The sequence below is a fragment of the Yersinia vastinensis genome (genome assembly GCF_902726565.1).
Taxonomy (GTDB): Bacteria; Pseudomonadota; Gammaproteobacteria; order Enterobacterales; family Enterobacteriaceae; genus Yersinia; species Yersinia vastinensis.
Genome location: NZ_CACVAF010000008.1, coordinates 205,943 through 219,025 on the forward strand (window position 1 = coordinate 205,943; position 13,083 = coordinate 219,025).

A 13,083-nucleotide genomic window follows, 5' to 3' on the forward strand; every position below is an offset into this window, starting at 1 on the left:
CAAGGGGCTTCGGCCCCTTTCTTATTTGGAGTAATAAATGGCCGGATTGACGAAAGAGCAGCGTGAAGCAAAGAAACTGATTGCTAATGTGGCAGACCCAGCGGCAACTAATCTCCCTGTTGAACCTGTTGAACCTGTTGAACCTGTTGAACCTGTTGAACCTGTTGAACCTGTTGAACCTGTTGAACCTGTTGAACCTGTTGAACCTGTTGAACCTGTTGAACCTGTTGAACCCATCACATTTATTCGTATGAATCGTGAATCACCAATGCTGCCTGGTGGACCAACTGAAGCAGATGTTCACCCTGAATCAGTAGAGTTATGGTTGCTGGACGAATGGCGTATTAGCGAGTAAGGGCGGCTTATGTTGGTTACTAACCCTGATTCTCCTAGCTTCAATAGTTACGCAAGTGTCGATGACTTGAGAGCTTTGGCCGCGTCTCGCGGATATGACGTACCGGTGGATGACGAATCCTGTGAACAATTACTGTTGCAGGGAATGGACTACCTTGCAGGTCTTATATGGAAAGGGAGCCGGGCGGTAGCTGAACAACCTTTGTTCTGGCCGCGCATTGGGATTGTGGTCGATGGTTACCTGCTGCCTAAAGACGTCATTCCAAAGCAGGTTATACAGGCGCAATGCAGGCTGGCAATTGAAGCGCAGGAAATAGACCTATCTCCAGCATTTGCCGGTGGCGGTGAAGTGACTCAAGAGACAGTAGTTGGCGCGGTTAGCGTTTCATATGCAGAAGGTTCCAGCGGTTCATCCCCGAGCTTTACTTGGTTAAACGGGTTGTTGCGCGGAATGATAACCAGCACAAACCAAGTTCGCATGGTGAGGGGGTAATATGTCGGAATTGAAAATAGTTCCATTCATCAAAGACAGCACAGCAGAACACAACAAAGCCAATGTCATCAGATTACTAAAAGAAGCGCTAGCATTTGCCGAAAATGGCAGCCCCCAGAGCCTTGCGGTGATAATGATCAGCAATGGCGATGTTATGGATTGTTATCACCATGGTGGCGCGCCATACATGATGGTAGGTGCGATTGAATCACTTAAAACTGACTATATTCACGCTCAGATAGAAAGGCGATGATATGGCTATCAATTACCCACGAATGCGAGCGACAGCAACACGATTGATTACTGAGAATGGAGCGACCTACCAATTATCTCGTGGTGGTGGCGTCGAGTTCGTTGGAGGTGTTGAGGTTGAAATTCCTCTGGAAACATCCTCCATTGTTGGTGTTATTTCCAGTTACTCTCCCGGCGAGATTGACGGCACATTAATCCAAAACGGTGATGTGAAAATGTCGGCAACTGCTGATATTGAAATTCGCATCGGCGATCTGATTATGGTTGATGGCAAAAAACACCGAGTCATTAAACCTAATCCAGTAAAACCCGCTGCATTGTTGATTTGTTATAAACCACAACTGAGGGCGTGATATGGCTGACAACTCCAGCTTCATGACTTCAATTAATGCGTTTATTGAAAAGGGTAAGCGTAATCAGGAATTGGTAGTTCAAAAAGCGGGTATCAAAATTCTTAATCGGTTGGTCACGATGTCGCCGGTTGGAAATCCTGAAATATGGAAGGTGAATCAGACAGCGAAGTCATATAACGACGCTGTTTTTGATGCCAACGAAGCTAAACGACTCGACTCTTCTAATTTGACCAAGACAGGAAAATTAAAGAAAAGTGCCAAAGTTAAAGCACCAGAATGGGATATCTATTCGCCACCAAACTACACAGGCGGGCGATTTAGAGGTAACTGGCAGGTCGGGCTAGATGTTCAACCGGACGGTGAAACAGGGCGAATCGATAAAAGGGGCAACATGACAATGGCTGTGGGCAATTATATGCTTGAGCAGTTCAAGGTCGGCACTAAGGCTATCTACTTCACCAACAACGTCCCTTACGCTCTGAAATTAGAACTGGGGCATTCCAGTCAAGCTCCTAGCGGATTAGTGAGAATTACCGCGCTAGAAGCAAAAAAATATTTTGATGAGGCTGCGAGTGAAGTGTCTAAATAATCTTGTTTTTTCTCTTTGATGATTTTCTGAAATACGGAGGTTCACCGCAACCAACAATGCGAACATGCTTCCATGCAATGCCGTTATTAATGTTTGATATGGTAACGGGGTTGACGTTAAAGGATGTAGCTATACTTTTTTGGCTTTCTCCGGCGATCAATTTTTGAATTATCTCAATTGCCATTTCTTCATTAATTTTTGCATTAGGGTGAGACGAGCCTTTGCTTGAGTAATCTGGTTTGATGGTTGAGCAAACATTGCTCAGTTCTGGCAATACATCTTTCCAGCGACGCCCATATTTAATACTGGATATCGTGTTTTTATCTACATTGAACTTTATAGCCAAATCGCTAGTAGATGCCCCAGATATTATGGAACGCTTGATATCTTCAACATCACACTCTTTCAAGATGGACAGCGGATGATTACTACCCTTTCTCGGATTCCACCGACCATTAATTGTTGCATGCTGCATATTTCCTAAGTGAGTAGTCCACTCTAAGTTTTCAAAGTTATTGTTTGTTCTATCTGAATCGATGTGGTTAACAATATTACAGCCATTTGGTTTTATGCAGAACGCTTCAGCTACTAGTCTATGTACGTGCGCCTGAAAAATCTTGCATTCATTTTGCAGGAGGACGAATGGGTATCCCGCTCGTAATGCAGGCTTAAGTGTAACTCCAATTCTTTTTGTAATAATACCATTCCTGTGGAGGCAGATACGGTCAAGTGAGCGAACTGACCCTTTATTTGATACCTCGTAAAGGTGTTCATAATTAGGGATTGGCTTCCATATTTCTTCCATAAATACCTCGATAGTTAATTTCAATCATAAGTATACGGTAAGTTATTAGAGGAAGCTAATGAGTACTCAACGAATCACTGCCTTGCTTGAGAAACGGCTTGGCGAATGGGCTGCGATTAAAAGTATTCCGCTAGCTGCCGAGAACGTTAGCTTTGATGATACTGGCGATATGTATCTGCAATCGCATGTCATGCCAGCCACGACAGACACTATCGATCTGGCTCAGGTATCACGCGTATTTAAAGGCGTGTATCAGATTAATATCAACGCTAAGGCCGGTAGTGGTAAATCCAAATCTCATTCTATTGCCGCTGAATTGATAGAATTGTTCAACCTCAATACTGAGCTGACGGACGGAGTGGTGACCTGCTATATCAACAGCGTTCCCAGCCAGTTTCCCGGCATTACTAACGACATCACATATACAACACCAATCAGCATGAGCTATCGCGCTGACATCATTTAAACCTCAATAAGTCCCACATCTACCGGCCTATGCCGGTTTTTTTATATCCAAAATCGGAGAATTACCATGGGCTTTGCTCTACCAAATGGCGCGGGTATCTACCTGGCTAAAACATATGAAACCGAGTTAGCAGTAACGGCCGTTTCTAATGCTGTTGACGCAGTGCTGACTGTGGCGACGGATCACGGCATCGCTGAAGGCGATATTGTGCAACTTACATCCGGTTGGGGTGCATTGAATGATCTTGCTGCTAAGGTGACAGCATCAACCTCCACCACGTTAACCCTTGGCTCAATTGATACATCCAACACAGACCGCTTTGCTGTGGGCGGTGGTGTGGGGACGGTTAAGAAAGTCTTGAGCTGGATTGAAATTCCGCAAATCACCGAAGTGGCGAACAGCGGCGGTGACCAACAGATGATTCAAATCCAGTTCCTGAGTGATACCCGCCAGCGCAACCTGAACACGTTTAAGGCGGCTCAATCTCAAACCTTGACGTTGGCGCATGATTCCAGTCAGCCAGTCTACCCGGTATTGCGTGCCGCCGATGAAACAGAGCAAACTTTGGCAACCTACATGTATGTGCCGAAAGCCAAAGAGAATCGCTATTCAACGGTGAAAGTGTCATTTAACGACATCCCAACCACCGCGATTAATGCCATTGAAACGGTGGCCGTAGTGTTTAACCTGCAATCTCAGGCGATGACCTTCTATAAATCTGGCACTACCGTAGCGGTTACTGGTGTCACTTTAAACAAGACCACCACTTCTCTTGCTGTGGCTGCCACTGAAACCTTGACGGCAACCATTGCTCCATCAAACGCAACTAACAAAACTGGTACATGGTCATCATCAGCGCCAACTAAAGCCACGGTTGACCCAGTTACTGGCGTTGTCACCGGTATTGCTGCTGGTAGTGCCAATATCATTTACACCACCGCAGATGGTGCCAAAACAGCCACTTGCGCCGTCACCGTAACTGCATAAGGAACATGACCCATGGCAGTAAAATTTACCTTGGTGCCGTCACCAACATTCAAAGCCGATGTGAAAATCCCTCGCGCCGGCCTAGATGACGGCGAATTAACATTTACCTTTAAGCATTTGCCACTGAATGAAGTATCGAGCATAGAGAAAACTGAAGGGCAGACGGGATTAGATTTCGCAGAAAAGATAATCGAAGGCTGGGCGCTTCCTGAGCCATTCAATCGTGAAAATCTTGAAGTGCTCGCGAATAACTACCCGAAAGCTATCGAGAATGTCATCAGTGCGTTTTATCGCGAACTGCTCGGTAATCGCGAAAAAAACTAACCTCGGTTGCCACCGCTCTCTACACCCCTGAACCCACCCGCGAAGAACTGGCAGGTAATGGACTAACCCCTGATGATTTCGACGATGTCATTATCGAGATTTGGCCGGATGTCTGGCCTGCTTTCAATGTGATTAGAGCAATGTCCACTCAGTGGCGCACCGGAATGTCTGGGCCTACTGGGCTGGACTATGGCTGTTTATCACAAGTCATGGATTGGGTTGGCGTAGAGAGTAAAGCAACCGTATTTGATGACATAAGGCACATGGAGAGCGTTGCGCTGTCCGTTATTCACAAGCGGAGCAAGTAAATGGCAGATATCGCAACAATATCACTACGCGCTGACACGTCCAGCTTAGAGCAGGGCGATAAAGCGTTAGACCACTTCGGGCAAACAGCGGAGAAGGCCACCAAACAAGCTGATGGTTTGAATGATGCCTTCAAAGCTGGCGCACAGAGTCAAAAGCAAAATAATGAAAGTCTAAAGCAGCAACAGCAAGCGCTTCAGGATTTATTGGCGAAAATTAATCCCGTCAATAACGCACTGAACAAGCTTGATGATATGCAGTTGCAGCTCTCAAAGTTCCGCTCTCAGGGGATTGTTGACGACAGAACCTACCGAGAATCTGCGGTGGCGATAGGGCGCGCGCGACAGGAGCTAACCGCAGCAGCGGAAGCGAGTACTAAGGCAGGAAGGGCAGCAGCAGAGCAGGCAGCAGCAGACCGTGCAGCCACAACAGCAAAAGAAAACTTCATCACTCGCTTACGTGAGCAAGCTGAACTTCAGGGGAAAACGGCTTCAGAGGTTCAGGCATATAAAGCTGCGCAAATGGGGGTTACAGAGCAAGCCGCGCCATTTATCGCGAAGCTGAAAGAGCAAGAGGATGCATGGAAGAAAGGTACTGTCTCTGCTGGTCAGTATCGTATGGCTATGCGCCAACTACCCATGCAATTCACCGATATCGCCACCTCAATTGCCGGTGGTATGCCTCTATACATGATCGCCATTCAGCAGGGCGGTCAGATTAAAGATAGCTTTGGTGGTATTGGTAATGCGCTTAAAGCTATGGCATCCCTGATCACTCCAACCACTATTCTGTTAGGTGGGGCAACGGCTGCCGTTGCAGCTATGGGGTATGCATACTTTCAAGCTGAGAAGCAAAATAGTGCCTTCAATAAGGCGATTATTACTACTGGGGGGTATTCAGGTGTAACCGCCAGTCAACTGAAGGATATGGCTTATAACATCAGTCAGTCTGGCAGTGTTTATAGTGATACAGCGGAGGCTTTAACGAAGCTTACGGCGGCCGGTGTCAAGACATCGGTAAACCTCCAAGACGCAGGGAAGTCGATTGTAGAATTCAGCCGATACTCCGGGCAATCAATTGACGATTTGGTAGGGCAGTTTGCTCGTTTATCTGATGACCCAGTTGGTGGTTCAGTCGCACTGACTGAGAAGCTTCATTATCTGACCGCAGCGCAATATCAGCATATTGCCGCTCTTGCTGAGGAAGGAAACACAGCGCAAGCAGTGACGGCTGCTACTGAAGCTCTTAGCGGGGCAATGGCGCAAAGGGCCGCAGAGATAAAGAACTCTATGGGTACTTTGCCATCATTTTTTGATGAGATAGGTAAAAGCGCATCAAAAATGTGGGATGGGATCTGGGGACTTGGTCGCGACCCATCCGAGGCTGAGGCAAGAGCTAAGCTTGTTGCCAAAATAGGCTTTGCTGAAAATGATCCACGCCGCGCCAATGGTGGCTCACCTACAGTATCCAATGAAACGTTATCTCAGTGGAAAGCAGAGCTGGCATCACTGGATGCAGTTGAGAAAAAGCAGACCAACATATCCCAAATAAACCAAGAAGCGATAAAGGCGCAGCAAGAGGTTAATAAGCTTATACAGCAGGGGCTGACCTCGGCAGAAAAAAGGGAAAAAGGGGAAAAGGAATTAAATCGCTGGATAGAAGCGAATAAGAAAGCTCATGCAGAAGACGCAACAGTAGCGTTATTCACTGAAGCTGAAATTGCCAAAGCTCGCGCTGGGATTGAAAAGCAGAACAAAGATCCCAAAACACCAAAAACCAAAGCCTACCAAGATGATGCGGCCACTAAAGCATTACTGGATAGTCAGGCGCGTGTTGCCGCTTTGCGTGAGCAGGCAACCGTCACATTAACCATGACGGATCAGGAAAAGCAGCTAGCTAAATTCACCCAGCAAATTGCTGACCTGAAAAGCAAAACCATCCTCACTGCTGACCAAAAATCACTTCTGGCCCGTTCTGGTGAAATCACTGCCAGTATGCAGCTTGAAGCCCAACTTTCACGCGAAAACGTTGAGAGCAAGAAGGCCACTGAAGCCCTGAAAAAGATGGAAGAGTATACAGCTTCCATTGCAGCAAAGAATAAGCAGAACAAAGATCGCTTTGGTCTGACTTCTAAGCAGGCAGGAAGGGTGGATCAGGAAGCTCAGCTTGATAACACTTTCCGTAAGGATACCAAGGGTATTAATGATGCTGAACAACTGGCGAAAATCACAGCAGAGTACAACAAGGCAAAAGCTGAGTTGCATGCTGGATTTGAACAGGAGGATTTGAACGAAGGTGACTGGTTAGCGGGTATGACTCAGGGGCTAGAACAGTACGGTGAAACCGCCAATAACGTTTTCTCTGCTACCGCTCAACTGGCCCAAACCACAATGGGTAGCATGACATCCATGGCGACCCAGATGATGACAACCGGCTCAGCTAACGTTAAGCAGTTTGCTACCAACTTCCTGACCAGCATTGTCGATATCATCAACCGGTTGCTGATTGCTCAAGCTATTCAGGCTGCGATGGGGTGGATTAGCGGTGCTGCATCGGCTGGCGCAGGGGCAGCAAGCGGGGCGGCCAGTAGTGCCAGTACGGGCGCTATGGGGATGTCTACCAGTTTCAGAGATTATGACGTCGGCGGCTATACTGGCGACGGCGGAAAGTTCGAACCGAAAGGCGTGGTGCATGGCGGGGAGTTTGTCTTTACCAAAGAAGCCACAAACCGAATTGGTATCGATAATCTCTACAAGATGATGCGGGGCTATGCCGATGGTGGGCTGGTAAGTAATACGGTTACTGCTACCGCACCAATGCTTGGCATGCAAGGCGGCGGGACGGCCATATCAGTTGATTTGAGAGGGATGACAATAACCACCCAAGGAAATCAACAGCAGGATGCTGGCACAAATAATGGTGAGTTAGTTAGTAAGGCTGCAAGGAATGAAGTCATCGCTATTGTTACGCAGCAGCTCGATCGCGCGATGGGGCAAAGTGGACGTATCACCAATTTTGTTACTAACCGAGCGGGGCGTTAAGAATGGCTATTGAAGTTTTCCTTTGGCGAACCCAAGGCGTTCCTGAAGGTAGTTTTAATCAGCGGGTCAGAAGCGCTCAGTTCGGTGATGGCTACAAGCAAGTCGCTGGTGACGGCATCAACCCAGAAACGCAGTCATGGCCGCTAACATTTCAGGGCTTAGAAAAAGACATGATGCCAATTCTGGCGTTTGTTCGCAGACACACCACCAAGTCCTGCCAATGGACGGCCCCTTATGGTGTTGTGGGCCTGTGGCGAGTCACCGCTGACTCCATCAAGGCCGTACCCGTCGGCGGTAACGTTATGTCAGTTTCCTTCACTTTCGAGCAATCCTTCAAGCCTTAATATCGAGTAATCAAACATGACAATAAATACTGACTTGCAACGACTGGAGCCGGGTAACCGCGTTCGTCTGTATGAAGTGGATGGCTCTCAATTTGATGGGCCATTGTTGCGCTTTCATGCCGATACGTTACCCCATACCCCAGAAGAGATTGCGGCGGCCGGTGGCGACGAAACCAAACTACCAGCTAAATCTATCTGGTGGCAGGGAGAAGAGTATTCAGCATGGCCGGTGCAGGTTGAAGGCATTGAAATGTCCAGCGATGGGCAAAGTGCGCAGCCCAAGTTATCGGTCGCAAACCTTGATGGAACTATCACCGCACTGTGTCTGGCCTTTGACGATATGGTGCAGGCAAAAGTCATTGTTCACGACACGTTTAAACACTATCTGGATGCTGTGAATTTTCCCGAAGGGAATCCCGAGGCTGATCCGGAACAGGAGAAAGTGCAGGTTTACTATATCGACAGTAAATCGACGGAAACCAACGAGGTTGTTGAGTTTACGCTCTCTAGCCCAGCGGACTTACAGGGATTACTGATCCCTACCCGACAAATTCACTCCCTCTGTACGTGGTGTATGCGCGGTGACTATCGTTCTGGAAATGGCTGTGATTATACAGGGACGCTGTATTTCGATGAGAAAGGCAACCCCACAGACGACCCGAGCAAAGATAAGTGCTCTGGTCTACTGGTCGATTGCAAAAAACGATTTGGAGCCGATAACCCATTGCCGTTTGGTGGGTTCCCCGGCGCGGCCCTGATCAAGAGGTAGATATGAGAGATAAAACGCTTAAAGCGATATTGGCCCATGCCGAGGCTGAATACCCCAAAGAGTGCTGTGGTGTTGTGGCGCAGAAGTCGCGAGTGGAAAAATATTTCCCGTGCAATAACTTGGCTACAAACCCGAATGAACAGTTTCACCTCGATCCCGCTGGCTATGTGGTGGCTGAAGATTGGGGGGTCATCACTGCAATCGTACACAGCCACCCCGACGCTACCACTCAGCCATCCGAATTGGACATGGCCCAATGTGATAATAACGAGCTGCCTTGGCACATTGTAAGCTGGCCCGAGGGTGATTTGCGGACTATCCAGCCGCGCGGTGACCTCCCGCTAATCGGCCGCCAGTTCGTATTGGGGCATACCGATTGCTGGGGCTTGATAATGTCCTACTTCAAGCAAACGCATGGCATTGAGTTGAACGACTATCGCGTTGATCGGCATTGGTGGGAGTCTGGTGCAGAAAATTTCTATATGGATAACTGGTATGAATGCGGCTTCCGTGAATTCAGTGGCTCAGCACAACCGGGCGACCTGATCATCATGCAAGTATCCGCGCCAGTCGCTAACCATGGGGGGATTCTGCTGGAAGATGGCATGCTACTTCACCATCCATACGGGCAACTTAGCCAGCGCGTGCCATATGGTGGTTATTGGCAAGAAAGGACCATGAAGGTGGTTCGTTATAACGGCCTGTAATTTAAGTCCGCCTACTTGGTGTTTATATTTAGATGGAAGAATAAATGAAAATAGAAAGCATCGTTTTTTTAAACGACCACATGACCCTTGACTGTGATCGTGAAGAAGATGTGTTCTGGCTCCAAATATCTGCATCGTTGGGCTGGATTTGCTTTACCCGGATCAGGAGTGGTGAATCAACGTTTGTAGCCACTGAATTACGTTTGGCGTCTGATTCAACCCCTTGCTTACCAATTCAAGGGCGATGTGTTTTGTGGTCTCGTAAGGCAGCTCTCGAAGCTGAGACAAAAATTTCTTCTTATCGGGAGAGTCTGGAGCATTTTGGTTAATAAAATCTGCTATTTGTTGGAACGCTTCGTTGTGAAACCTGACTGTCGTTACCTTCAAAATGGCGCTAAGTCCTTCATCACCTAAAAGAAAATCAACACCATCCTTTGTTGCCTTGAGGGAGTTTAGAAGTAGATTTAAATCATAATGTATCTCACCGTATCTGGTTTCCAGAAGCCCATGCTCGAACAAGTAATGGATGTTGGCAATACTGGATTCTGCATCAGTAAAAATACCTTTATCCTTAAAATTACAGGCTTCTGTTGGTAGCGGATAGGACTTAACGGCCTCCTGAAGAATAATAAGCTGTATTTCCCTGCTGAATTTGTTCACTGGTTTTTCCGGTTATCTAATTAACCATTCAAGATAAGTGCAAATCATTTTTACCGATATCCTGACATTTGATCAGTGATCTGGCGCGTCCGTGCGCCGGTGGGGGTTATTTAATTTTTATCTTATATAAAGGCACTTCAAGATAAACTGCCTTTATCAAGGTAACCTTACCTGTATCAATATCGTCTTGATGTAAGTGCATCATTGGATATCTGATATCAATTGCTGAAAGAGATACGCTTCCTATCCCTTTATCCATAAACACCTGTTTGAATGTCGAAAAGCCATTATCTAGTAGGGCAATCACAAAATCTTGGTTATTCACCTTTTGTTGTGGATCAAAAGTTACTATCGACCCCTCAGGGAAGCTAATCCCTGTGTTTGTGCTTTTCGCCATTGAATCACCCTGTATCTCTATGGCAAAGGCAAAATCGCTGACACCTATTTTACACGGATGTAGTTTATGAGTTTTAAGTTCCCATTTACTAAGCCAGCGAGGAACCATTGCTGGGTCAATCAATGGTATTTGCTTCAAGTTTACAGCAGGGATATACGTCCCAAGGTTTGGTGGCTCGCCTTTTCCAGAGGCTAGCCATTCAGGTGATGTACCTAATGCAATAGCCAATTTATTCAGGGTTTTTTCTCTAGGCTTAGCCTCACCACCTTCATATGCGGCAATTTGTCGTTGTACAACACCGGCAAGGCTTGCAAGCTCAGATTGTGTTAACCCAATGGTTGATCTTGCTGTGGCAACACGCTTAGGGAAGAACGAATCAAAACTCATAAACTCATTATCCAAAATAACTTGACTCATAAAATATAATGACCAATACTTGCGATCATTGATATGAGTTTTCATGTGTTAAATAGAGAGGAGTTCATAATGTCCGAAAATGTTTCATCTATCAAGCCGCGTCAAGTGCGTTTTGTTGAAGAGGTAGACCAACGCATTCAAGAGTCAGCGAAGCGTTGTCATAGAAGCATTCAGTCAGAAATTGCTTACCGGATGGAATTACTTATGAAGTTAGAGGATCGCGGTGATGTTGTTATCCAGTAGAAATGGCGAAGCCTCGAAGTGCGAGAACACAAACGAGGCTTCTATTTTGTCAGCAACCTTAAGCGAGTCAACCGACATGAAAAGTATAGCGAATAATCAACTGACATTCCACAACACTAAGTTCAATGCTGTGCAAGATAAGGGGCAAATTTGGTTAACCTCTTCCGAGTTGGCAAAAGCGCTGGAGTACTCAAGCAGCAAGTCCATCAGCACTTTATTTTCACGTAATGCCGATGAGTTTAGTCCAGTAATGACTCAGGTCATCGAAATGATGACCTCAGGAAATTACCGCAAAAAGGTTCGTCTGTTCAGTATTCGTGGTGCACATTTAATTGCGATGTTTTCTACCACTCCGGTAGCCAAGGAATTTCGTAAATGGGCATTGGATGTGCTGGATAATGAAGTTGAGCACTCACCTATCACTAAGCAATTTTCAGATGATGAATTACTTAAAATGGCAAACATGTGGTTGTGGGCTGATAGAGCAAGAAAGATGAGCAAAATCATTTACCCAGCATTACTACAGATGGAGTCTACCCATTCGGGTAACTTCTATGACTTGGCGTATGAGACTCGCTACGTAATAGAAGAGTCAAGAAAGGTGTTGGTAAGGGAAGTTGCCCATATTCAACCGAAAGGGCGCGCCGCGGAAAGAGGTAATAGTCTGCTGTGCAAACTGAGAGGTGCTACTGGAAAGGAAATCCACTAATTTTGCCAGAACACAGGCAATAAAAAACCGCCAGTTACGAGCTGGCGGTCATGTCAAATAAAACTGCGAGGTCTTTAATGACTGATTTAACTTTAGCAAATAAATCTCTGCCTGTCATCGCTGGTGTTGAGATTAACACTGATACCGAAGGGCGCTTTAACCTGAACTCATTACACAAGGCCAGTGGTAAGGGTGAAGATAAATCGCCGAGCCAATGGATGCGTAGGGCTACTACTAAAGCACTGGTTAATGAGCTAAGTGTAAATTCGCACTTAGGTTATGAAGTAATCAAATCAGTTAAAGGTGGCATCGCTCCAGGCACCTTCGCCCACGAACTTCTTGCTGTCGAATATGCTGGGTGGATTTCACCATCATATCGCCTGAAGGTTAATCAAACTTTCCTCGACTACAAGGCAGGAAAACTGAAACCAGCATTCGACCCGATGGCAGCATTAAATGACCCTGAGTTTTTGCGCGGTACCTTGCTCACATACAGCGAGAAAGTTATCGCACTTGAGCATAAGGTTGAAGAAATGACGCCGGATGTTGAAGCCCTAGAGCGAATTGCTAAGTCAGATGGCACTATGTGCATCACTAATGCCGCGAAACATTTGCAGGTTCAGCCAAAGTTTCTTTTCAAACTGATGTCAGAAAATCATTGGATTTATCGCCGTACCGGTGGGAGAACGTGGTTGGCATATCAAGAGCGAATCCAGCAAGGAGTGTTAGAGCACAAGGTGACCACCGTATCGAGGGGAGATGGTAGTGAAAAGGTGGTAGAACAGGTTCTTGTTACCGCTAAAGGACTAACCAAACTTTCAAAAATGCTTGGCATCAATGGTGTGGCAGCTTAAATAGCACCAAAAT

Annotated in this window: 19 protein-coding genes; 16 read left to right on the top strand and 3 right to left on the bottom strand. The window is 46.5% G+C overall.

Annotation, left to right across the window (positions count from 1 at the left end; genetic code table 11):
* Window positions 1-37: 37 nt before the first annotated feature.
* Genes HUZ92_RS20780 through HUZ92_RS14130 form a run of 5 tightly spaced genes read left to right on the top strand, consistent with a single transcriptional unit; the run spans window position 38 to window position 2,041 of the window.
* Window positions 38-355: a hypothetical protein gene (locus tag HUZ92_RS20780; RefSeq protein WP_217450636.1), complete on the top strand. Its 318-nt coding sequence runs from the start codon at window positions 38-40 to the stop codon at window positions 353-355.
* 9 nt (window positions 356-364) lie between these two features.
* A complete protein-coding gene (locus HUZ92_RS14115) occupies window positions 365-847 on the top strand; it encodes a DnaT-like ssDNA-binding protein (protein WP_145579777.1) in 483 nt (160 codons plus the stop codon).
* A 1-nt stretch (window position 848) separates the two neighbouring features.
* Complete coding sequence (locus HUZ92_RS14120) at window positions 849-1,100, top strand: hypothetical protein (RefSeq protein WP_042569851.1); 252 nt, start codon at window positions 849-851, stop codon at window positions 1,098-1,100.
* 1 nt (window position 1,101) lies between these two features.
* Complete coding sequence (locus HUZ92_RS14125; protein ID WP_145579778.1) at window positions 1,102-1,452, top strand: hypothetical protein; 351 nt, start codon at window positions 1,102-1,104, stop codon at window positions 1,450-1,452.
* A gap of 1 nt (window position 1,453) precedes the next feature.
* A complete protein-coding gene (locus tag HUZ92_RS14130) occupies window positions 1,454-2,041 on the top strand; it encodes a hypothetical protein (protein ID WP_145579779.1) in 588 nt (195 codons plus the stop codon).
* Here HUZ92_RS14130 and HUZ92_RS14135 read toward each other — a convergent pair.
* The gene (locus HUZ92_RS14135; protein ID WP_145579780.1) at window positions 2,034-2,846 is read right to left on the bottom strand and encodes an NUMOD4 domain-containing protein; all 813 of its coding nucleotides are present in this window, start codon (window positions 2,844-2,846) and stop codon (window positions 2,034-2,036) included. The genes HUZ92_RS14130 and HUZ92_RS14135 overlap by 8 nt on opposite strands.
* A gap of 58 nt (window positions 2,847-2,904) precedes the next feature.
* Between HUZ92_RS14135 and HUZ92_RS14140 the strand changes: the two genes are divergently transcribed.
* The 8 genes from HUZ92_RS14140 (at window position 2,905) to HUZ92_RS14175 (ending at window position 9,790) form a co-directional block, all read left to right on the top strand.
* Complete coding sequence (locus HUZ92_RS14140) at window positions 2,905-3,312, top strand: DUF4128 domain-containing protein (RefSeq protein ID WP_145579781.1); 408 nt, start codon at window positions 2,905-2,907, stop codon at window positions 3,310-3,312.
* A gap of 66 nt (window positions 3,313-3,378) precedes the next feature.
* Complete coding sequence (locus HUZ92_RS14145) at window positions 3,379-4,299, top strand: phage tail tube protein (protein WP_145579782.1); 921 nt, start codon at window positions 3,379-3,381, stop codon at window positions 4,297-4,299.
* Between the two features lie 12 nt (window positions 4,300-4,311).
* Window positions 4,312-4,623 (top strand): phage tail assembly chaperone, encoded by a 312-nt coding sequence (locus HUZ92_RS14150; RefSeq protein ID WP_145579783.1) that lies wholly within the window; start codon window positions 4,312-4,314, stop codon window positions 4,621-4,623.
* Window positions 4,624-4,670: 47 nt separating this feature from the next.
* Window positions 4,671-4,931: a DUF1799 domain-containing protein gene (locus HUZ92_RS14155; protein WP_019082949.1), complete on the top strand. Its 261-nt coding sequence runs from the start codon at window positions 4,671-4,673 to the stop codon at window positions 4,929-4,931.
* A complete protein-coding gene (locus HUZ92_RS14160) occupies window positions 4,932-7,970 on the top strand; it encodes a phage tail tape measure protein (RefSeq protein ID WP_174846843.1) in 3,039 nt (1,012 codons plus the stop codon).
* Between the two features lie 2 nt (window positions 7,971-7,972).
* Window positions 7,973-8,314: a phage tail protein gene (locus HUZ92_RS14165; RefSeq protein WP_050537082.1), complete on the top strand. Its 342-nt coding sequence runs from the start codon at window positions 7,973-7,975 to the stop codon at window positions 8,312-8,314.
* Between the two features lie 16 nt (window positions 8,315-8,330).
* The gene (locus HUZ92_RS14170) at window positions 8,331-9,083 is read left to right on the top strand and encodes a phage minor tail protein L (protein ID WP_145579784.1); all 753 of its coding nucleotides are present in this window, start codon (window positions 8,331-8,333) and stop codon (window positions 9,081-9,083) included.
* A 2-nt stretch (window positions 9,084-9,085) separates the two neighbouring features.
* Entirely contained in the window at window positions 9,086-9,790 is a 705-nt protein-coding gene (locus tag HUZ92_RS14175; protein WP_145579785.1) for a C40 family peptidase, read from the top strand.
* A gap of 162 nt (window positions 9,791-9,952) precedes the next feature.
* Here HUZ92_RS14175 and HUZ92_RS14180 read toward each other — a convergent pair whose 3' ends face one another.
* The gene (locus tag HUZ92_RS14180) at window positions 9,953-10,450 is read right to left on the bottom strand and encodes a hypothetical protein (protein WP_050535696.1); all 498 of its coding nucleotides are present in this window, start codon (window positions 10,448-10,450) and stop codon (window positions 9,953-9,955) included.
* A gap of 106 nt (window positions 10,451-10,556) precedes the next feature.
* Window positions 10,557-11,264 (bottom strand): helix-turn-helix domain-containing protein, encoded by a 708-nt coding sequence (locus HUZ92_RS14185; RefSeq protein WP_050535697.1) that lies wholly within the window; start codon window positions 11,262-11,264, stop codon window positions 10,557-10,559.
* Window positions 11,265-11,333: 69 nt separating this feature from the next.
* Between HUZ92_RS14185 and HUZ92_RS14190 the strand changes: the two genes are divergently transcribed.
* The 3 genes from HUZ92_RS14190 (at window position 11,334) to HUZ92_RS14200 (ending at window position 13,070) form a co-directional block, all read left to right on the top strand.
* Window positions 11,334-11,507, top strand: coding sequence for an Arc family DNA-binding protein (locus tag HUZ92_RS14190; RefSeq protein WP_145566397.1), 174 nt, complete (start codon window positions 11,334-11,336; stop codon window positions 11,505-11,507).
* A gap of 76 nt (window positions 11,508-11,583) precedes the next feature.
* Window positions 11,584-12,216, top strand: a complete 633-nt coding sequence (locus HUZ92_RS14195; RefSeq protein ID WP_145566407.1) for a P22AR C-terminal domain-containing protein — start codon at window positions 11,584-11,586, stop codon at window positions 12,214-12,216.
* 77 nt (window positions 12,217-12,293) lie between these two features.
* On the top strand, window positions 12,294-13,070 hold the full coding sequence (locus HUZ92_RS14200) for a phage antirepressor KilAC domain-containing protein (protein WP_174846844.1): 777 nt from the start codon (window positions 12,294-12,296) through the stop codon (window positions 13,068-13,070).
* The last annotated feature ends 13 nt before the right edge of the window (window positions 13,071-13,083 follow it).

Excerpts from the sequence above, each read along its gene's own strand:
- HUZ92_RS20780 (WP_217450636.1), top strand. The coding sequence starts at position 38 with ATGGCCGGATTGACGAAAGAGCAGCGTGAAGCAAAGAAACTGATTGCT.
- HUZ92_RS14115 (WP_145579777.1), top strand. The coding sequence starts at position 365 with ATGTTGGTTACTAACCCTGATTCTCCTAGCTTCAATAGTTACGCAAGT.
- HUZ92_RS14120 (WP_042569851.1), top strand. The coding sequence starts at position 849 with ATGTCGGAATTGAAAATAGTTCCATTCATCAAAGACAGCACAGCAGAA.
- HUZ92_RS14125 (WP_145579778.1), top strand. The coding sequence starts at position 1,102 with ATGGCTATCAATTACCCACGAATGCGAGCGACAGCAACACGATTGATT.
- HUZ92_RS14130 (WP_145579779.1), top strand. The coding sequence starts at position 1,454 with ATGGCTGACAACTCCAGCTTCATGACTTCAATTAATGCGTTTATTGAA.
- HUZ92_RS14135 (WP_145579780.1), bottom strand. The coding sequence starts at position 2,846 with ATGGAAGAAATATGGAAGCCAATCCCTAATTATGAACACCTTTACGAG.
- HUZ92_RS14140 (WP_145579781.1), top strand. The coding sequence starts at position 2,905 with ATGAGTACTCAACGAATCACTGCCTTGCTTGAGAAACGGCTTGGCGAA.
- HUZ92_RS14145 (WP_145579782.1), top strand. The coding sequence starts at position 3,379 with ATGGGCTTTGCTCTACCAAATGGCGCGGGTATCTACCTGGCTAAAACA.
- HUZ92_RS14150 (WP_145579783.1), top strand. The coding sequence starts at position 4,312 with ATGGCAGTAAAATTTACCTTGGTGCCGTCACCAACATTCAAAGCCGAT.
- HUZ92_RS14160 (WP_174846843.1), top strand. The coding sequence starts at position 4,932 with ATGGCAGATATCGCAACAATATCACTACGCGCTGACACGTCCAGCTTA.
- HUZ92_RS14165 (WP_050537082.1), top strand. The coding sequence starts at position 7,973 with ATGGCTATTGAAGTTTTCCTTTGGCGAACCCAAGGCGTTCCTGAAGGT.
- HUZ92_RS14170 (WP_145579784.1), top strand. The coding sequence starts at position 8,331 with ATGACAATAAATACTGACTTGCAACGACTGGAGCCGGGTAACCGCGTT.
- HUZ92_RS14175 (WP_145579785.1), top strand. The coding sequence starts at position 9,086 with ATGAGAGATAAAACGCTTAAAGCGATATTGGCCCATGCCGAGGCTGAA.
- HUZ92_RS14185 (WP_050535697.1), bottom strand. The coding sequence starts at position 11,264 with ATGAGTCAAGTTATTTTGGATAATGAGTTTATGAGTTTTGATTCGTTC.
- HUZ92_RS14190 (WP_145566397.1), top strand. The coding sequence starts at position 11,334 with ATGTCCGAAAATGTTTCATCTATCAAGCCGCGTCAAGTGCGTTTTGTT.
- HUZ92_RS14195 (WP_145566407.1), top strand. The coding sequence starts at position 11,584 with ATGAAAAGTATAGCGAATAATCAACTGACATTCCACAACACTAAGTTC.
- HUZ92_RS14200 (WP_174846844.1), top strand. The coding sequence starts at position 12,294 with ATGACTGATTTAACTTTAGCAAATAAATCTCTGCCTGTCATCGCTGGT.